This is a genomic window from Blautia acetica (genome assembly GCF_038739805.1).
Lineage (GTDB): Bacteria > Bacillota > Clostridia > Lachnospirales > Lachnospiraceae > Blautia.
Window position 1 is genome coordinate 1 of sequence record NZ_JBBEWO010000023.1, and the last position, 19,230, is coordinate 19,230.

At 42.9% G+C, this 19,230-nt stretch carries 16 protein-coding genes and 1 tRNA gene; all 17 read left to right on the forward strand.

Annotated elements, in window-relative coordinates; translation table 11 throughout:
* Window positions 1-137 precede the first annotated feature (137 nt).
* Window positions 138-208 (forward strand) — tRNA-Trp (locus WBS51_RS13135).
* 209 nt (window positions 209-417) lie between these two features.
* Window positions 418-1,431, forward strand: coding sequence for a GH25 family lysozyme (locus WBS51_RS13140; RefSeq protein ID WP_294463035.1), 1,014 nt, complete (start codon window positions 418-420; stop codon window positions 1,429-1,431).
* Between the two features lie 133 nt (window positions 1,432-1,564).
* Window positions 1,565-2,617, forward strand: a complete 1,053-nt coding sequence (locus tag WBS51_RS13145) for a LacI family DNA-binding transcriptional regulator (RefSeq protein ID WP_291682165.1) — start codon at window positions 1,565-1,567, stop codon at window positions 2,615-2,617.
* A gap of 480 nt (window positions 2,618-3,097) precedes the next feature.
* On the forward strand, window positions 3,098-5,080 hold the full coding sequence (locus WBS51_RS13150; RefSeq protein WP_294463038.1) for a glycoside hydrolase family 127 protein: 1,983 nt from the start codon (window positions 3,098-3,100) through the stop codon (window positions 5,078-5,080).
* Between the two features lie 66 nt (window positions 5,081-5,146).
* A complete protein-coding gene (locus WBS51_RS13155) occupies window positions 5,147-6,496 on the forward strand; it encodes an ABC transporter substrate-binding protein (RefSeq protein WP_291682167.1) in 1,350 nt (449 codons plus the stop codon).
* Between the two features lie 84 nt (window positions 6,497-6,580).
* Complete coding sequence (locus tag WBS51_RS13160) at window positions 6,581-7,474, forward strand: carbohydrate ABC transporter permease (protein WP_173749951.1); 894 nt, start codon at window positions 6,581-6,583, stop codon at window positions 7,472-7,474.
* Between the two features lies 1 nt (window position 7,475).
* The gene (locus tag WBS51_RS13165) at window positions 7,476-8,339 is read left to right on the forward strand and encodes a carbohydrate ABC transporter permease (RefSeq protein ID WP_173749950.1); all 864 of its coding nucleotides are present in this window, start codon (window positions 7,476-7,478) and stop codon (window positions 8,337-8,339) included.
* Window positions 8,340-8,369: 30 nt separating this feature from the next.
* The gene (arfA, locus tag WBS51_RS13170; RefSeq protein ID WP_294463045.1) at window positions 8,370-9,884 is read left to right on the forward strand and encodes an arabinosylfuranosidase ArfA; all 1,515 of its coding nucleotides are present in this window, start codon (window positions 8,370-8,372) and stop codon (window positions 9,882-9,884) included.
* Window positions 9,885-10,174: 290 nt separating this feature from the next.
* Window positions 10,175-11,611, forward strand: coding sequence for a L,D-transpeptidase family protein (locus WBS51_RS13175; RefSeq protein WP_173749948.1), 1,437 nt, complete (start codon window positions 10,175-10,177; stop codon window positions 11,609-11,611).
* Window positions 11,612-11,781: 170 nt separating this feature from the next.
* Window positions 11,782-12,348, forward strand: coding sequence for a glycerol-3-phosphate responsive antiterminator (locus WBS51_RS13180; RefSeq protein WP_173749947.1), 567 nt, complete (start codon window positions 11,782-11,784; stop codon window positions 12,346-12,348).
* A 114-nt stretch (window positions 12,349-12,462) separates the two neighbouring features.
* Window positions 12,463-13,884, forward strand: coding sequence for an NAD(P)/FAD-dependent oxidoreductase (locus WBS51_RS13185; RefSeq protein WP_294463049.1), 1,422 nt, complete (start codon window positions 12,463-12,465; stop codon window positions 13,882-13,884).
* Between the two features lie 17 nt (window positions 13,885-13,901).
* Entirely contained in the window at window positions 13,902-15,182 is a 1,281-nt protein-coding gene (locus WBS51_RS13190; RefSeq protein WP_173749945.1) for an NAD(P)/FAD-dependent oxidoreductase, read from the forward strand.
* A gap of 2 nt (window positions 15,183-15,184) precedes the next feature.
* A complete protein-coding gene (locus WBS51_RS13195) occupies window positions 15,185-15,553 on the forward strand; it encodes a DUF1667 domain-containing protein (RefSeq protein WP_173749944.1) in 369 nt (122 codons plus the stop codon).
* Window positions 15,554-15,588: 35 nt separating this feature from the next.
* Window positions 15,589-16,413: an HAD-IIA family hydrolase gene (locus tag WBS51_RS13200; RefSeq protein WP_173749943.1), complete on the forward strand. Its 825-nt coding sequence runs from the start codon at window positions 15,589-15,591 to the stop codon at window positions 16,411-16,413.
* Window positions 16,414-16,425: 12 nt separating this feature from the next.
* A complete protein-coding gene (sfsA, locus tag WBS51_RS13205; protein ID WP_302228969.1) occupies window positions 16,426-17,145 on the forward strand; it encodes a DNA/RNA nuclease SfsA in 720 nt (239 codons plus the stop codon).
* Entirely contained in the window at window positions 17,139-18,191 is a 1,053-nt protein-coding gene (mutY, locus tag WBS51_RS13210) for an A/G-specific adenine glycosylase (protein WP_294462067.1), read from the forward strand. Before sfsA ends, mutY begins: the two co-directional genes overlap by 7 nt.
* Window positions 18,192-19,208 (forward strand): glycosyltransferase family 2 protein, encoded by a 1,017-nt coding sequence (locus WBS51_RS13215; protein ID WP_173749940.1) that lies wholly within the window; start codon window positions 18,192-18,194, stop codon window positions 19,206-19,208.
* The last annotated feature ends 22 nt before the right edge of the window (window positions 19,209-19,230 follow it).

Consider the following 19,230-nt stretch of genomic DNA (forward strand, 5'->3'; position numbering starts at 1 on the left):
GCAATGTATGGAGCTGACTGCTACTAATCGGTCGAGGGCTTGACCTGAAAGCTTAGGGAACTAAGCGAAACGGTAAGTTGGAATTGGTTTGGTTTTGTGTATGCGGTTTTGAAGGTATATATTGAGAAAGTTTATATAGGGGATTAGTTCAATGGTAGAGCACCGGTCTCCAAAACCGTCGATGGGGGTTCGAATCCCTCATCCCCTGCTTTAAAAGTCTAGTATTTACTAGGCTTTTTTGTATATGTATTGTTATAACATGTTGTAGGAACCCTGAGGAGAAGAGATGTGTAAAATAAACAGAGAGAGGAACAGCAACGAGTTTAAATGAAATATTAGAAAATAGAACCAAAGAGGGCTGGAACGGGCTCTCTTTTTTGTATCTGTCGGTATGAGTGACGGAAGAAAGGATAAGATATGAGTTTAAGAGTTCTTGATGCAGCATCTCACCAGGGAAATATGGCGCAGGAAAATATAGATTTTGATGCGCTTATTGTAAAGGCCACGGAGGGCTGTACGTATGTAAATCCTTATTGTGACAGAGAATTTCAGAAGGCATTTAGACAAGGAAAAAAATTGGGTGTATACCATTTTGCGAGAAATGCAAATGGAAACATCCCGGAAGCAGAGGCAGAGTTTTTTATCGAAAATACAAAAGGGTACATTGGCAAAGCCATCCCTGTGCTGGACTGGGAGGACAAAGATACCTCAAATGTAGCATGGGCATTGAAATGGCTGCAGATTGTAGAAAGGGCATATGGATGCAAACCTATGTTATATACCAGCGAAAGTGTAGTAAACCGCTATGATTGGTCCGCGGTAGCAAATGCAGATTATGGTCTCTGGTGCGCAAAATACAGGGATAACATACCGGATTACAACTGGGATATGGCAGGAGCAGGTCCGGCACCATCAGTAAAATACTGGAAAACGATGGCTTTGTGGCAGTGGACGTCTGTGGGACGCATTGACGGTCATGAAGGAAATCTGGACTGTTCTATTTTTTATGGAGATGCGGCAGCCTGGGATAAATATATTGGACTGGGAAATATAAATAAACCGTTAGTATCAGGATTTAAGCATAGAGTAGGAGAGCATGTGGTGTTCTCTACCTGCTATGCTTCCAGTACAGACCCAAACAGCAAAGCAATCCCGGCATCCCAAATGGAAAAGAATCACGGCGTCATTACGAAGATTCAGTCCGGCGTCAGGAATCCGTATCTCTTAGACAAAGAGCTCTGCTGGGTCAATGATGGAGATATTCGTGGACTGTACCAGGAGTATACAGAACAGTCTTATGTCGTAAAATCAGGTGATACATTTTCCAAAATTGCTGTAAAGTACGGTACCACTTATCAGCAGCTTGCGAAAATGAACGGGATAAAAAACCCCGATAAAATCTATACAGGACAGAAAATCAGAGTAAAATGAGACAATTCCCGGCAGTCTGTCGGGAATTTTAGAAAAAGGTTGACAACTGCAGAGAAGTAGTTGTTTAATAGAACTATGAGAAAAGTAAAACGTTTAAGTAAAGACGAAAATAAAAAGGGGAAGAATATTTTATATGGCAACTATAAAAGAAATAGCAAAAGCATGTAACGTATCGATTGCCACAGTTTCCAATATTCTGAACGGGAAGCCGGGAGCCAGTGAGGCCACCCGCAGTCTGGTATTGAAGACTGTGGAAAAAATGGATTATACACCAAATTATGTGGCAAAAAATCTGAAAATGAAAAATACAAGAAGCATCGGTGTCATTGCAGAGGATATGACTATTTTCAGTATTCCGGATATTATTGACGGCATTACAGAATATTGTCAGGAAATCGATTATCAGATTCTGCTTACGAACATGCGATTATTTAAAAAATACAATGATGTGTATTACAGCAAGGAAGATTATTATGGCCTTGTGAAACAGGAAATCCGAAAGCTGATGGCAAAGCAGGTGGAAGGGATTATCTATGTGACTGCCCATGAAAGAATTATGCATTGTATTCCGGATAATCTGCCAATTCCGGCCGTCATGGCTTACGGATACACGCAGAGTGGGAAAGTGCCTTCTGTAGTTGTAGACGATGAACATGGGGCTTATGAGGCTGTGCAGTATCTGATAGGACAGGGGCACAGGCGTATTGGTGTCATTACGGGAAAAAGCGATAGTCTTCATATGCAGGCCCGGCTTGTGGGATATCAGAAGGCATTGCGGGACAATGGTCTGCTTTATGAACCGGAACTTGTCTATTATGGTGATTGGAATCGGGAAACCGGGTATAAAGGGGCTGGTGTGCTTTTCGAGCGAAAGGTTACGGCCATTTTCTGTATGAATGATATTATGGCAGGCGGCGTATATGATTGGGCAGATGAAATGAAAAAGAAAATTCCGGAGGAAATTTCCGTGGTAGGGTATGACAACAGAGAATTATCCAGTTATTATAAGCCGCCTCTGACAACGATTACATTGCCGCTGCATGATATTGGATACCGGGCTGCAGAGGTTATGATAGAGATGCTGGATGGCAAAATTTCCTCTCAGAAGGAAGAATTGGTGTATCAGATGCCTTGTCACAGACTTGTGAGGAAATCTGTGCAGGAGTTGAAAATGGCAGGAAAATAATGGTACAAGTTTAAGAAGAGAGGGTACAAGTAAAAGAAAAATTGCAGCTTTTCAAAACATCAAAAAAGTTTTGAAGAGCTGTTTTTTAGTTAAATTATACAAAAGAAAAGTATGAAAATCCTTGGAAAATAAGGAGCAGGAGAATAAGATATTGGTAAAAATGCACATAGTTAAACGATTTATAATCTAATATAGTTGTGATAAATATGAAAAATAAAGATATAAAAAGAAAAAAAGAGTAAAAAAGAGATATTATAAATATTAATCGTTAAAATAGTGAATATACAAGCTTTATTTTTAGGGTATGGGTATGATATAAATAAGAAAAATTAATAAAAGCCTTTTATAAAACGTTTTATAAATCTTAAAAACCATGAATACATATCTATAGAGAAGAAATTATAGATAGAAAAAAGAAAATTATCGGTAAAAGAGGGTTTGAAGTATTAAACGTTTAATAAGGCGGACAGGTGAAAGTGTATGGAAAGAGTGAAGTTAGAAAGTATTCCGCTGCATGCGGTTCACATTCAAGACAGCTTTTGGGATAAGTATATCAGACTGGTGAAGGACGTAATTCTTCCCTATCAGTGGGATACTTTAAATGACCGGGTGGAAGGTGCACAACCCAGCCACTGTATCAAGAACTTTAAGATTGCAGCGGGAGAAGAAAACGGAGAATTTCAGGGAGCGGTTTTTCAGGATACGGATGTGGCAAAATGGCTGGAAGCAGTTGCCTTTACCCTGGCTTCTTCGGGAAGAGATGAAAAGCTGGAGAAACTGGCGGATGAGACCATTGCTTTGATTGGAAGAGCACAGTGTGAAGACGGTTATCTCAATACTTATTATACGATTCAGGAACCGGACAGAAGGTGGACGAATCTGAAAGAAGGACATGAACTTTACACGGCAGGGCACATGATAGAAGCGGCCGTTGCTTATTATCAGGCAACGGGGAAAAAAGAGTTTCTTGAAATTGTATCAAGATTTGCTGATGTTATCTGTGAAAAGTTTGGACCAAAGGAAGGTCAGTGCCATGGATATCCCGGACACCCGGAAGTTGAATTGGCATTGGTGAAGCTTTATCGGGTAACCAAAGAGAAGAAATATCTGGATACAGCAAAGTTTTTCATAGATGCCAGAGGACAGGGCGGGAATTACTTTGAAGAGGAAGAGAGAGGGGAGAAATACAAACAGATTTTTCCGGAATTTGCAGGATACCAGCCGGAATACTCCCAGTCACATCTTCCGGTAAGAGAACAGAAAACAGCAGAGGGACACGCAGTAAGAGCTGTTTATCTGTACAGCGCCATGGCTGATTTGGCATACGAATACCAGGACAAGGAACTGGAAAAAGCCTGTGAAACTCTTTGGAACAACATGGTGCAAAAGCGAATGTATATTACCGGAGGGATTGGTTCTTCTGGTTTGCTGGAAAGATTTACTACAGACTATGATTTACCAAATGACAGAAATTATTCCGAATCCTGTGCTTCCATTGGATTGGCTATGTTTGGGAAACGCATGGGAGATATGACAAGAGATGCTTCTTATGCAGACATTGTGGAACAGGCACTTTATAACACTGTATTGGCAGGAATCGCCATGGACGGAAAAAGTTTCTTTTATGTAAATCCTTTGGAAGTATGGCCGGATAACTGTCTGGAGAGGACCTCTTTGGAACATGTAAAACCGGTCAGGCAGAAATGGTTTGGAGTGGCCTGTTGTCCACCTAATATTGCAAGAACCCTGGCTTCGTTGGGACAGTACGTGTATGGAAAAGATGAAGAAGCTCTTTACATCCATCTTTATGTTTCTAATGAGACTGAAGTCAAAATGAAAGGAAGGCCCTACAAGGTCAAGATGGACAGTCATTATCTTACAGACGGAACTGTAAAAATCCTGGCAGAGAGAATGAACACTGCGGAAGAAAAGACCGAGAACAGGATTGGCGGGAAAATAGCCCTCAGGATTCCGGGATACATGAAAAAATTCCGGATATACAGAAATGGAGAGAAGCTGGAAAATCCCATTATACAAAAAGGATATCTGCTTTTGGAAAACCTGGGAAATCGGGAAGAAATCACTTTGAAATTTGAAATGAAAGCACGCTTTGTACGGGCAAATCCAAAGGTAAGAGCAGATGAAGGACGGGTAGCGGTTATGAGAGGACCGTTGGTTTATTGTCTGGAAGAAGCGGACAATGGAAGCAATCTCTCCTCCGGTTACATAGATACACAGACCGAGCCGGAAGAAGTTTATGAACCGAATCTCTTGGGCGGTATTGTGAGTGTAAAACTCAAAGGAAAGCGTATTTCCATGAAAGGCTGGGAGGACGGCAGTCTTTACGGCGAACGGAAACCAGTATTTGAAGATACAGTATGGAAAGCGGTTCCCTATTGTAACTGGGGAAATCGAAAGACAGGAGAAATGGCGGTCTGGATAAAAGAACTGATAAAAAATTAAGGTGTATCATACAGAAACAGAGGGTTTCTGATAGTGATAAAAAAGGAATAAGGGAGGACACTGGTTATGAAGAAAAAAGTGTTGGCAGCAGTATTATGTGCAGCAATGGCAGGAAGTATGTTAGCAGGCTGCGGAGGAAAATCTGATGGAGACAAAAAGGAAACCGGAAAAAGAGAGATGGAGGTAGAGGGCGATAATGTTACGACCTTAAATGTGTGGACCTTCATTGAAAATCATCAGGATTTCTACACGGAAATGGCAGAAAAGTGGAATGAAGAAAACCCGGATAAGAAAGTAAAACTGGTACTTTCCAATATGGCTTATGACGACATGCATAACAAATTATCTCTGGCACTGGAATCCGGAGAAGGTGCACCGGATGTTGTAGATATTGAGCTTGGTAAGTTCCCGGCCTTTACTACAGGACAAATCGGACTGATGGATTTGACAGATGCCATTGAACCATACAAAGATAAGGTAGTAGAATCCAGACTTGATTTATATGCAAAAGACGGCAAATATTATGGTTTCCCAACACATGTTGGTACTACGGTTGCTTTCTACAATACAGAAGAACTGGAAGCAGCAGGTATTGACTATACAGCTATCAAAACCTGGGAAGATTTTAAAAATGCAGGTATCAAATACAAAGAAGCTACAGGAAAAACCTTTGCAGCGGCAGAGACAACCGCACAGTGGACTTTAAACCTGATGCTGGCTCAAAAAGGCGGCAGCTATTTAAAAGAGGACGGTTCTCTGGACGTAAATAATGACACCATGGCAGAATGTCTGCAGTATTTAAAAGATATGCAGACAGCAGGGGCTCTTGATACTATCGCAGGGGGACAGCCGGATAACGAAGAAGCATATCCTCTGTACAACAGCGGCGATGTGGCAGCAGCCATTATGCCATTCTGGCAGACAAGCCGTTACACAAGCTACATGACAGATTTGAAAGGGAAAGTGGCCATTGCAGTTCCTCCGGTATGGGGAGACAATGACGCAGTAAAAACGATTGGCGGCGGCGGTACCGGTACAGCGGTTGTAGCTTCCGGCGAACACGCAGACCTTGCGGCAGAAGTATTCGCTTACATTAAATTGTCTGATGAAGCAAGCCATGAAATCTACAATGTATTGGGATTTGACCCTGTAAACACAGAGGTATGGACAGACACAGCCCTGACAGAAAATCCGGACAACCAGTTTGTACAGTATTTCAACACAAAACCATTTAACGCGCTTCTGGAAGTACAGGACAGCATTGGACTGTTAGACTGCTACACAGATGAAAAGATGCCTTCTATTAATAACGTATTCACAACACAGACTCTGAATGATATTTTTGAATCTGATGTAGATGTAAAAGAAGCACTTGATTCTGCACAGGACACATTGGAAAATGAATTTGCTGAATAATCAGCATATATCACCCGGGGGCTGTTGTAAGAAGCGACTGCCCCCGGGTGCTTTCCAAAGCAAGTGAAAGGAGTTATGGATACCATGAATAAAGTAAAGAAATTCTTATACTCACAAAAGGCTGCTCCTTATGTATTTATTCTTCCCTTTGTACTTACCATTCTTCTGTTCTGGCTGTTTCCCATAGGAAATGGTGTGCTGCTCAGCTTTCAGGATGTGTTAAAGGACAAATGGGTTGGATTTGATAACTATTCCCGCCTTTTGACTGATAAAATGTTTTTTAAAGCGGTTTACAACAGCCTCAAATATATGATTGGTACGTTGATTCTGCTGATACCGTTCCCCTTGCTGTTTGCCAGCATGTTAAACAGTAAGCTGATGAAAGGACAGGGATTCTTTAAATCCGTATACTTTCTTCCGGCTCTGACTTCTGTGGTTGTAGCTGGTACGATTTTCCGTCTGATGTTTGGCGAAATGGATACCTCTTTGGCAAACCAGATTATGGAGCTTCTTGGTAAATCTCCGATTAAGTGGTTAAAGGGAGAATGGACAGGATATTTTGCACTTTTGATTGTAGCATGCTGGAGATGGACAGGTGTAAATATTTTGTATTTCCTGGCAGGACTGCAGAGTATTCCCACGGATATTTACGAGGCAGCTTCTATTGACGGCGCTTCCAAGTGGCAGCAGTTTATTAAAATTTCTTTTCCACTGGTAAAACCTACGACTGTCTATGTGCTGACTATTAGTATTTATGCAGGTTTATCCATGTTCCTGGAATCCTTCATGCTGTGGAAAGGAAACAATTCCCCGCAGAATATTGGTTTGACCATTGTAGGATACCTGTACAGACAGGGGATTGAAAAACGTGCCATGGGTTATGCATGTGCCGTTGGTCTGGTATTACTTTTAGTCGTTATGGTTATCAATATGATTCAGTTAATCGCAACTGGTACATTCAAGAAGGAGGAGAGATAATATGGCAGCAGAAGCAATAGGAAAAAGCCAGAAGAGAAAAAACAAAATGGCTACCATAGGTATGGTCATCTTCTTTTCTATTCTTGCAATTTTGATTATTATACCGGTTTATGCTATTGTATTGGCAAGCTTCAAACCGGGAAATCACCTTCTTCAGTATGGTTTGAACCTGAATCTGGACGTGGCGAATATGACGTTGGATAACTATGTGCTTCTGTTTACCGGAAGTCATGATTACTGGATTTGGTTTGGAAACAGTTTGCTGCTGACGGTGATAACCGTGGTACTGACCCTGTTGGTAAGTTCCTTTGTGGCCTATGGGTTTGCGGCATACGATTTTAAAGGAAAAAATTTCTTTTTTGTTATTGTACTGATTATTTTGTCCATTCCTTTTGAAGTTATTATGCTTCCTCTTTACAAGCAGATTTCTTCCTGGGGGATGATGGATAATTACGCTGCAGTGGTTGTGCCGTTTCTGGCTCATGCGTCTACGATTTTCTTCTTCAGACAGTATCTTTTGGGACTGCCGAAATCTTTGATTGAAGCAGGTCGTATTGACGGCTGTACAGAGTACGGAATTTTCTTCCGCCTGATTGTACCGATTATGAAACCGGCATTTTCCGCTATGGCTATTTTAAACGGTATGAATGCATGGAATAATTATCTGTGGCCGCTGTTGGTGATTCGTTCTTCAGAGAAGTATACACTGACTATTGGTCTGAATACTTTAATCAATCCTTATGGTGATAATTACAGCCTGCTGGTAGTTGGTTCGGTATTCTCCATTATTCCTATTTTCATCTTATTTATCTGTTTCCAGAGATATTTTATCGAAGGAATGACAGCAGGTGCAGTAAAAGAATAATTGTATTACAAAAATTTGGAGGTTTATATTATGAGCAGAAGAGCAAAAATGGTGTTAGACAAAGAATTTCAGATTGCCCCAATTGACAAAAGAATCTATGGTTCTTTTATAGAACATCTGGGAAGAGCAGTATACGAAGGTATCTACCAGCCGGGACATCCGGCAGCGGACGAAAATGGCTTCCGCAAAGACGTAGTAGAACTGGTAAAAGAGCTGGATGTGCCCATTATTCGCTATCCGGGCGGAAACTTCGTATCGAATTTCTATTGGGAAGATTCTGTGGGGCCGGTGGAGGAGAGACCCCACCGTCTGGAGCTGGCCTGGAGAAGTCTGGAGAAAAATGAAATTGGTTTAAACGAGTTTTCCAAATGGGCAAAACAGGTAAATTCAGAGGTGATGATGGCAGTGAATCTGGGAACCAGAGGAATTTCGGATGCCTGCAACCTGTTGGAATACTGCAATCACCCGTCCGGTACAAAATACAGTGATTTGCGTAGGAAACACGGGGTAAAAGAACCGCACAACATCAAAGTGTGGTGCCTGGGAAATGAAATGGATGGTCCATGGCAGATTGGACACAAAACCATGGAGGAATACGGACGTCTGGCAGAGGAAACAGCCAAAGCCATGCGACTGATTGACCCCACTATTGAACTGGTATCCTGCGGAAGTTCCAACCGTGAAATGCCCACATTCCCGGATTGGGAAGCGGTAACACTGTCCCATACTTATGATTATGTGGATTACATTTCTATGCATCAGTACTATGGAAACAGGGACAACGACAGCAATGATTTCCTGGCGCAGTCAGATGACATGGACGATTTCATTCGTACCATTATCGCAACCTGTGATTATGTAAAAGCGAAAAAACGCAGCAAAAAGACTATGAACTTAAGTTTTGATGAGTGGAATGTATGGTTCCATTCCAATGCGGCTGACGATGATATTACAGAAAACCATCCATGGCAGGTAGCGCCGCCAATGCTGGAAGATATTTACAACTTTGAAGATGCATTGCTGGTAGGTCTGATGCTGATTACACTGATGAAACATGCAGACCGTGTGAAGATGGCCTGCCTGGCGCAGCTTGTAAATGTTATCGCACCGATTATGACAGATGCAGCAGGCGGTGCATGGAAGCAGACGATTTTCTATCCGTTCATGCATGCCTCCAAATACGGAAGGGGTATTGCGCTGCAGCCGGTAATTTCAGGTACCAAGCATGCTACAGCAAAGCATGATGAAATCACAGACGTGGAATCTATTGCAGTATATAATGAAGAAAAAGATGAAGTTACAATTTTTGCAGTGAATCGTAACTTAGAAGAAGGTGTGGAATTAACCACAGATGTCAGAAGCTTTGAGGGCTATCGTCTGTTGGAACATATTGTTTTGGAAAACGAAGACCTGAAGGCTACAAACAGCCTGATAGGAGAAAAGGTTTATCCGGTGAACGCAGATGACAGAAGCAAACTGGATGAGGGCGTGGCAACCAGTGTGTTGAAAAAAGCCTCTTGGAATGTGATTCGTCTGGGTAAATAAAAGTTCATCTGTTCTCATAGATTTTTTTCTGTTAGAAATCTTGACATTTTTTGAAAAATTATGGAAAATAATGATATTATTTTGCAGAAAAAAGGACCAGGATGTCACGGTCCTGGTCCGCATTAAAGGGTAAAGGGAAGATAAAATAAAATCTTCTCTTCCTTTATATATCCGAATGAAAGAGGCAAAAAATTACGCCTGAAATAAAAATTTTTCATAAAAATAAAATCGGATACATAGACTAAGAGTTGGCATAACAGAAAGAACGAAAAGAGAATGGAGAAACAAGAATGAAAAAGAAAGAGGGGAAACCGGACTTTTGGAAGAAAGCGGCTTTGGGAGGTGGAATTGCGCTTCTTACTGCAGGCATTTTCTATGGAGCAGGTGCTTTTTATTACAGAGAGCGCTTTTTTTACGGAACGCAAATCAATGACATACCCTGTGCGAACCTTACGGTAAAGGAGGCAGAGCAGAAATTAAAAGAAAAAGTAGAGGATTATACACTGGAAATCAGTCTGAAAGAGGGGAAAAAAGAGTCCCTTTCCGGAAAGGAAATCGACTATACTTATGTGCCGGATAAAGAGGTAGAAAAAGCATTGGAAAAACAAAACCCCTTTGCCTGGATAACCGGATTTTTTCATGCAAAAGAGTATACAGCCGGAGAAAATATTACGTTTGATGAATCCCTTTTGAAAGAAAAGATAAACGCCATGGACTGTGTACAGGAAGCAAATATGAAGCCTCCAAAGGACGCTTATATTGCCTTTAAAAACAACCAATTTGTTATTAAAGAGGAAGAATTGGGAACTGCTATAGAACTGGAAAAGCTGCAGGAAAAGGCAAAAGAAGCTGTGGGGAAAAGTCAGAGTGAGATTTCCGCTGAGGAATCCGGCGTGTATAAACTTCCGGCAGTGACGAAGGAAAATGAGACATTGAAACAGCAGCAGGAGGTATGGAACAGCTGCGCTGCTGTGACCGTGAAATATACCTTCGGAGAGCAGACGGAGATTCTGGACGGCATGACTGTGAAGGAGTGGATGACTTATGACGAAAACGGCAATTATGTGGAAAATACAGCTGTGCTGCAGGAACATATCCGGGAGTATGTAAATGCTCTGGGGGAGAAATATAACACTGCAGGAAAACCCAGAACCATTACCAGTACCAGCACCGGACAGCCGGTTTCCGTGGAAGGCGGCAACTACGGATTTTTGATTGATGCAAGGGGAGAGAGACGGCAGCTTTTTGCAGATATTCAGGCTCATGCAAATGTGGAACGGGAGCCTGTGTATGCCAGAAGAGGAGCAGCTTACGGGGAAAATGATTTAGGGGATACTTATGTGGAACTGGACCTTACTGCCCAGCATTTGTGGTATTATAAGGACGGCGCACTTTTGATGGACAGCGATTTTGTATCAGGGACCTACTATAATTATGGAAGGCGTACACCGGGAGGCACATACACTCTGAAAGCCAAGCAGAGAAATCAAGTTTTAAGACCTGCACCCAATGAGGATGGCAGCTATGATTATGAATCTCCGGTGTCTTACTGGATGCCTTTTAACGGAGGAATCGGTCTTCACGATGCTGACTGGCGCTGGAATTTTGGAGGGGATATTTATCTGTACGGCGGTTCTCACGGCTGCATCAATCTGCCGGTTTCTTTTGCCGGGAATTTCTATGAAAATATTGAAACGGGCTGCCCTATTGTGTGTTTTTACCGCTGAATTTTACCGGGAATTTACGGAAAACTCACAGAAAACTTCTTGCAAGAGAAATGGCTGTGTAGTATAATAAACAAAGAGAAAGAGACAAGAGTTAGGACTGTACAGGCAGTCTTATCGTCTTGTCTTTTGTATATAGAAGAGACGGCAGAGATCTCATGAAAGGAAAAGCGATGAATCGAAAAAGAATAGAAGAATTTGAAGATTGTCCGGTGATTGCCGCTATTAAAGATGAAGAAGGTCTGAAAAAATGTCTTCATTCAGATATCCAGATTGTATTTGTGCTGTATGGTGACATCTGCAATATCGGTAAAATTGTAGGCAAGCTGAAAGCAGCAGGTAAGACGGTAATCATTCATATTGACCTGATTGCAGGACTAAGCAGTAAAGAAATTGCGGTGACGTATATCAAATCCGTTACCCATGCAGACGGTATTATTTCTACCAAACCCGGAGTCATACGGGAAGCAAAGGAGGAGGGACTGTTTGCCATTATGCGCTTTTTTGTCATTGATTCCATTGCGTTTGACAGTATTCAAAAGCAGACGGAAAGTGTGCGTCCCGATATGATTGAAGTGCTGCCCGGCGTTATGCCGAAGATTATCCGCAGAATCTGCCGGGAAAGCAGAGTGCCTGTCATTGCAGGAGGACTGATAGCAGATAAAGAAGATATTATGGCTGCATTAGATGCCGGCGCGGTATCGATATCTACCACCAGACAGGACGTCTGGTTCATGTAAAAAGGAAAATAAAATTTAAAAATTACGCTGGAGATTGGAGACAGAGCGGATGACTTATGAGAAAACTCATGAGCATTTGCGCTGTCTCTTTTTGGTAAGAGGAGGAGATTAAGTATGTATGATGTTGTAGTAATTGGAGCAGGAGTGACCGGAAGTGCGGTGGCAAGAGAACTGTCAGCATATCAGCTGAAAACCTTGGTGCTGGAAAGGGAAGAAGATGTGTGCTGCGGCACCTCAAAAGCAAATAGCGCCATTGTTCATGCCGGTTTTGACGCAGAACCGGGTTCCTGGAAAGCCAGAATGAATGTAGAGGGAAATTTAAGAATCCGGCAGCTTTCAGAAAAACTGGATTTTCCTTATAAGCAGAATGGTTCTCTGGTGCTTTGCTTTGAAGAAGAGGGAATTGGAAAGCTGGAAGAACTGAAAGAAAGAGGTGAAAAAAACGGGGTAGAAGGGCTGGAAATTATTACCGGAGAAAGGATTTGGGAGATGGAGCCAAACCTTTCCCGCCAGGTAAAAGCCATGCTTTACGCCCCCACAGGAGGCATTGTATGTCCCTTTAAAATGACGATTGCCCTGGCGGAAAATGCCAATGTGAACGGGGTGGAATTTGTCTTTGATACTTGTGTAGAAAATATAGAAAAAACAGCAGAAGGTTATCGTATTGAGACAGAGAAAGGAAGTTATGAAACACACTGCGTAGTGAATGCAGCCGGGGTTTATGCAGACGTATTCAACAATATGGTAAGTAAAAGGAAACTGTCCATTACCCCAAGAAAAGGAGAATACTGCCTGATGGATAAGAAGGCCGGAACCTTTGTTTCCCACACAGTTTTTCAGCTTCCGACGGCTATGGGAAAGGGAGTTCTGATTACACCTACGGTACACGGAAATCTTCTTGCAGGACCTACAGCAGAAGATATGGAAGACAGAGAAGGGGTTCAGACTACGGCTTCCGGTATTGCCAAGCTGTCCCAGCAGGCGAAAAAAAGCGCTGAAAATGTACCGCTTTCCATGGTAATTACCTCTTTTGCAGGGCTGCGCGCCACAGAAAAAGGAAGCGATTTTGTGCTGGGAGAACCGGAGGATGCCAAAGGCTTTTACAATGCCGCAGGTATTGAATCCCCAGGACTTTCCAGTGCACCGGCCATTGGCGTTTACCTTGCCAAACAGATTTCAGAGCAGCTTGGCGCAGAGAAAAAAACGGATTTTGTTTCTACCAGGAAGGATATTCCCTGCGTGTCGGAAGCGTCACCGGAGGAAATACGCCGCCTCATAGAAGAAGACCCGGCATATGGAAACGTGATCTGCAGGTGTGAAACAGTCACGGAAGGAGAGATTGTAAATGCAATCCGAAGACCTTTGGGTGCCCGCTCTTTAGATGGTGTTAAGCGGCGGACAAGAGCCGGAATGGGAAGATGTCAATCCGGTTTCTGTGCTCCAAGAACTATGGAAATTCTGGCAAGAGAACTGAAAAAATCCCCCTTGGAACTTACAAAAACAGGCGGCAAATCCAGACTTTTAACAGAGGTATGAGAGGAGAGAGAAGAGATATGGACAGATATGATTTGATTATTATAGGAGGCGGTCCCGCAGGACTGGCAGCGGCAATTTCCGCAAAGGAGCAAGGCGTTACCAACCTGTTAATACTGGAAAGGGATCAGGAACTGGGGGGCATTTTGAATCAGTGTATACACAATGGCTTTGGGCTGCATACCTTTAAAGAAGAACTTACCGGTCCGGAATATGCCCAGCGTTTTATTGACCGGGCGGCAGAGCTTGAGGTGCCTTACAAGCTGCAAACCATGGTCTTGGATATCAGCGAGGACGGGGGAGAAAAAACTGTCACAGCTATGAACCGGAAGGACGGACTCCTGGTTTTGAAAACAAAAGCTGTGATTCTGGCCATGGGCTGCAGAGAGCGTCCAAGAGGGGCTCTGAATATTCCGGGATACCGTCCGGCAGGGATTTATACCGCAGGCACAGCACAGAGGCTGGTGAATATGGAAGGATATATGCCCGGCAGAGAAGTGGTGATTCTGGGATCTGGTGACATTGGGCTTATCATGGCCAGAAGAATGACCCTGGAAGGGGCAAAAGTGAAAGTTGTGGCAGAACTTATGCCTTATTCCGGCGGTCTTCAGAGAAATATTGTACAGTGTCTGGAAGATTTTCACATTCCATTGAAATTAAGCCATACCGTAGTAGATATTCAGGGAAAAGAGCGGGTGACAGGAGTGACGCTGGCTGAGGTAGATGAGAATAGAAAGCCCATTCCCGGAACGGAAGAATTCTATTCCTGCGATACCCTTCTTTTATCCTGTGGCCTGATTCCGGAGAACGAATTGTCAGCTAAAATGGGGATAAAACTGTCTCGTGTCACTTCTGGCGCAGTGGTAAATGAAAGTCTGGAAACCAGTGTGGAAGGAGTTTTTGCATGTGGCAATGTCTTACATGTCCACGACCTGGTGGACTATGTTTCCGAGGAAGCTAAACGGGCAGGTAGCCATGCCGCAGAGTATATCCACAACTGGAAGGAAGAAGCGATAAAAGAGACATGGGAACTGGAAGTAGAACCTCAAAATGGTATTCGCTATACGGTGCCGCAGACGATTCGTCCAGAGCATATGGAAGAAAAACTGACACTGAGATTCCGGGTGGGAGCTGTCTATAAAGACCGATATATCAGCGTATACTGCGGCAGCAAACGAATTTTCCATAAGAAGAAAAAGAAAATGGCGCCGGGAGAAATGGAACAGGTTACCTTACAGAAATCGGATTTGACAGCAGCGCCGGGATTGGATAAAATCATTATGAAATTGGAGGAGGCATAAACATGGAGACGAGAGAATTAATCTGTATTAACTGTCCTTTGGGATGTGCTCTGACGGTCACCATGGAGCAGGGAAAAGTGGTAAAAGTAGAGGGGAACACCTGTCCGAAGGGAAAAAGCTACGGTGAAAAAGAGGTGACAAACCCCACTCGTATTGTGACTTCCAGTGTGAAAGTTCTTGGAGGAAATATACCTGTAGTTTCCGTAAAAACAGCCTCAGATATTCCAAAAGAAAAAATAGGAGCATGCATGGCTGCATTAAAAACAGTTGCGGTGAAAGCGCCGGTTGCCATAGGAGATGTGATTTTAAAAGATATATGTGGCACAGGAGCAGATGTGGTGGCTACCAGAAATGTGGCTGTGAAAATATAGGAAAAGTGCAGCAAAGGTTTGGAAAAGGAGAGAACATGGTAGATTATACGGGAAAAAATGCAGAAGGATTAAAGGAAAAAACACTGTATCTGTTGGATATGGATGGCACGATTTATAATGAAAATGAGATTTTTGAGGGAACGCTGGATTTGCTTCGGGAAATTGAGGAAAGAGGCGGACAGTATGTGTTTATTACCAATAATTCTTCAAAATCGGTGGAGGATTATATAGAAAAGGTAAGGGCTATGGGAATTCAGGCTTCGTATGAAAATTTTTATACCTCCAGCCAGGCTACTGCCATGTATCTTCAGGAAAATTATGCCAATCAGAGGGTGTACTGCATGGGTACCCGCTCTTTAGTGGAAGAACTTCGCCGCGCCGGAATTTCGGTAGTAACGGAGGTGGATGACCGGGCCACAGTGGTGCTTTTGGGCTTTGATACGGAAAATACATCAGAGAAAATCCGGAATACCTGTATTATGCTGGGAAGAGATGTGGCATATCTGGCAACCAATCCGGATTTGGTGTGTCCGGTGAGCTTTGGATATATTCCTGACTGTGGTTCTATGAGCATTATGCTGAAAAACGCCACGGGAAAAGAGCCATTTTTTATTGGCAAACCAGAGCCGATTATGGTAGACTGTGTATTGAAAAAACTGAATAAAACCAAGGCGGAAACAGTGATTGTAGGAGACCGCCTGTACACAGATATCAAGACCGGAGAGCGGGCAGGAGTGGATACCATCTGCGTGTTGTCCGGTGAAGCTTCCCTTAGTGATATACGAGAGAGCGAAGTAAAGCCGGATTATATTTTTGCAAGTGTAAAAGAAGTATATGAAGGGCTGACAGAAGACAACTAACAGGAGACGAACATGAAATACGAAAATATCAGAGAAGGAATCTTTCTGAAGCGTCCGAACCGTTTTATTGCCCATGTGGAAATAGATGAAAAGGTAGAAATCTGTCATGTGAAAAATACAGGGAGGTGCCGGGAATTATTAGTTCCCGGCACCCCTGTTTTTTTTGAAAAGAGCGGCAATCCAAACAGAAAGACCCAGTATGATTTAATAGCAGTGAAAAAGGGAGAAAGACTCATTAATATGGACTCCCAGATACCCAATAAAGTCGTAGAGGAATGGCTTTTGAAGGGGAATCTTTTCGGAAAAGAGGCAAGGGTAAAAAGAGAAGTCACCTATGGAAATTCCAGATTTGATTTGTATATCGAAAGCCAGGGCAGGAAGTGCTTTATGGAAGTAAAAGGAGTGACGCTGGAGGAAGACGGTGTGGTACGTTTTCCAGATGCCCCAACAGAAAGAGGCGTTAAGCATGTGAAAGAATTGTGCCGGTGTATAGAAGATGGATATGAGGCATATATTATGTTTGTCGTACAGATGGCAAATGTAAAGTATTTTGAGCCAAATGAAGCAACACATCCGGAATTTGGAGCGGCATTAAGAGAAGCACAGCAGGCGGGAGTGCACATTCTGGCCTATGCATGTGATGTGAGAAAAGACTTGATAAATCTGTCAAAACCTGTTAGGGTTTATCTTAACGGAAATACAAAAATAAGAGAACAGGAGACAGAATGTTAGAGCAGATTAGAGAACCGCTGCTTTCCTGGTATAAAGAGAATAAAAGGAGTCTTCCATGGCGGGAAGACCCCACACCTTACCATGTCTGGATATCGGAAATTATGCTGCAGCAGACAAGGGTAGAGGCGGTAAAAGAGTATTATGCACGTTTCCTTTTTGCCCTACCCGAAGTGAAGGATTTGGCAGAATGTCCCGAAGAACGTCTGCTGAAGCTGTGGGAAGGTCTGGGATATTATAACCGGGTAAAAAACATGCAGAAAGCAGCCAGAGAGGTCATGGAACAGTATGACGGAAGGCTTCCTGCAGATTATGAAAAGCTGCTGAAATTGCCGGGAATCGGCAGCTATACGGCAGGCGCTGTGGCGTCTATTGCCTACGGAATACCAAGACCTGCGGTAGATGGAAATGTACTTCGGGTAATCACCAGAATTACGGAAAATCCAGAGGACATCCTGAAGCAGTCTATGAAGAAAAAGACGGAAGAGGCTCTTCTGGAAATTATGCCAAAGGACTGTCCGGGGGATTTCAATCAGAGTTTAATGGAACTGGGAGCTACGGTCTGCGTACCAAATGGTATGGCAAAGTGCCAGTGTTGTCCGGTAGCCCGGGTATGTCAGGCTTATGCACATGGCACGGTAATGGAGTATCCAAAAAAGGCAGCGAAAAAGCAGCGGAAAATAGAAGAAAGAACGGTTCTGGTGATTCAGAACGGTCAGGAATTTGCCATTTCCAAACGTCCTCCAAAGGGGCTTCTGGCAGGGCTTTATGAGCTTCCCAACAAGGAAGGATATCTGACAGAAGAGGAGATTCTGTCGTTTGTCAAAGGCCTGCATTTGATACCTCTTCATATACGGGAAGCAGGAGAGGCAAAGCATATTTTTTCCCATGTAGAATGGAGAATGAAAGGCTACTTTATTAAAGTCGCAGCGACGGAAGAAAAGAAAGTGGGCAGTCTGATATTTGTGGACAGGAAAGAATCCAGGGGAAAATACCCCATTCCCTCCGCTTTTTCAGCGTACAGAAAGTTTATCGAGGAGGACTTTTAGGTGAAATTATTATCAATTACAGTTCCGTGTTACAACTCACAGGACTATATGAAAAACTGTGTGGATTCCCTTTTGGAAGGCGGGAATCTGGTGGAAATTTTAATTGTAGACGACGGTTCGAAAGATGATACAGCAAAGATAGCAGATGAATATGCGGCAAAATATCCGGAGATTGTAAAAGCTATCCATCAGGAAAACGGCGGTCACGGAGAGGCGGTCAACACAGGGCTGAAGAACGCTACGGGTTTGTATTTTAAAGTGGTGGACAGTGACGACTGGGTAAATAAGGACGCCTATCTTGCTATTCTGGACAAGCTTCTGGAGATTACCGGAGGTCCGCAGACTCTGGATATGATGATAAGTAACTTTGTCTATGAAAAGCAGGGGGCAAAGCGGAAGAAAGTAATGAAATATAGAACCTATATGCCTCAGAATAAAATTTTCACCTGGAAGGAAATGAACAGAATGCCTTTGGGAAAATACATTCTGATGCACTCGGTTATTTACAGGACAGGTTTGCTAAGAGACTGTGGTTTGGAACTTCCCAAGCATACTTTTTATGTGGATAATCTGTTTGTATACCAGCCGCTTCCGTATGTGCAGACTATGTATTATATGAATGTGAATTTTTATCGCTATTTTATCGGGAGAGATGATCAATCTGTAAATGAAGAGATCATGATACGCAGAATTGACCAGCAGATAAGAGTGAACAAACTGATGATTGACACCATTGCGGGAGTGAAAAATCTCAATAAAAATCTGAGGAGTTATATGCTTCGATATCTGGATATTATTATGGCAGTGTCTTCGATTATGCTGATTCGTTCCGGGACAGAGGAGAATCTGGCAAAGAAGAGAGAACTGTGGCGGTATTTAAAAAATGCAGACGCGGGGATTTACCGGAAGCTGTATCTGAGTATTCTGGGAAGAGGCGTGAATCTTCCGGGAAAAGGCGGAAGAGATTTGTCTGTGTCCATATATAAAGTTGTGCAGAAGTTTTATGGATTTAATTAAGAAAAATTGAGCCCGGAAAGGA

What these genes read in the sequence shown, in the direction of transcription:
- WBS51_RS13145 (WP_291682165.1), top strand. Translation starts at nt 1,565, where the DNA reads ATGGCAACTATAAAAGAAATAGCAAAAGCATGTAACGTATCGATTGCC.
- WBS51_RS13140 (WP_294463035.1), top strand. Translation starts at nt 418, where the DNA reads ATGAGTTTAAGAGTTCTTGATGCAGCATCTCACCAGGGAAATATGGCG.
- WBS51_RS13165 (WP_173749950.1), top strand. Translation starts at nt 7,476, where the DNA reads ATGGCAGCAGAAGCAATAGGAAAAAGCCAGAAGAGAAAAAACAAAATG.
- arfA (WP_294463045.1), top strand. Translation starts at nt 8,370, where the DNA reads ATGAGCAGAAGAGCAAAAATGGTGTTAGACAAAGAATTTCAGATTGCC.
- WBS51_RS13180 (WP_173749947.1), top strand. Translation starts at nt 11,782, where the DNA reads ATGAATCGAAAAAGAATAGAAGAATTTGAAGATTGTCCGGTGATTGCC.
- WBS51_RS13175 (WP_173749948.1), top strand. Translation starts at nt 10,175, where the DNA reads ATGAAAAAGAAAGAGGGGAAACCGGACTTTTGGAAGAAAGCGGCTTTG.
- WBS51_RS13195 (WP_173749944.1), top strand. Translation starts at nt 15,185, where the DNA reads ATGGAGACGAGAGAATTAATCTGTATTAACTGTCCTTTGGGATGTGCT.
- WBS51_RS13190 (WP_173749945.1), top strand. Translation starts at nt 13,902, where the DNA reads ATGGACAGATATGATTTGATTATTATAGGAGGCGGTCCCGCAGGACTG.
- WBS51_RS13160 (WP_173749951.1), top strand. Translation starts at nt 6,581, where the DNA reads ATGAATAAAGTAAAGAAATTCTTATACTCACAAAAGGCTGCTCCTTAT.
- WBS51_RS13185 (WP_294463049.1), top strand. Translation starts at nt 12,463, where the DNA reads ATGTATGATGTTGTAGTAATTGGAGCAGGAGTGACCGGAAGTGCGGTG.
- WBS51_RS13155 (WP_291682167.1), top strand. Translation starts at nt 5,147, where the DNA reads ATGAAGAAAAAAGTGTTGGCAGCAGTATTATGTGCAGCAATGGCAGGA.
- WBS51_RS13200 (WP_173749943.1), top strand. Translation starts at nt 15,589, where the DNA reads ATGGTAGATTATACGGGAAAAAATGCAGAAGGATTAAAGGAAAAAACA.
- mutY (WP_294462067.1), top strand. Translation starts at nt 17,139, where the DNA reads ATGTTAGAGCAGATTAGAGAACCGCTGCTTTCCTGGTATAAAGAGAAT.
- sfsA (WP_302228969.1), top strand. Translation starts at nt 16,426, where the DNA reads ATGAAATACGAAAATATCAGAGAAGGAATCTTTCTGAAGCGTCCGAAC.
- WBS51_RS13150 (WP_294463038.1), top strand. Translation starts at nt 3,098, where the DNA reads ATGGAAAGAGTGAAGTTAGAAAGTATTCCGCTGCATGCGGTTCACATT.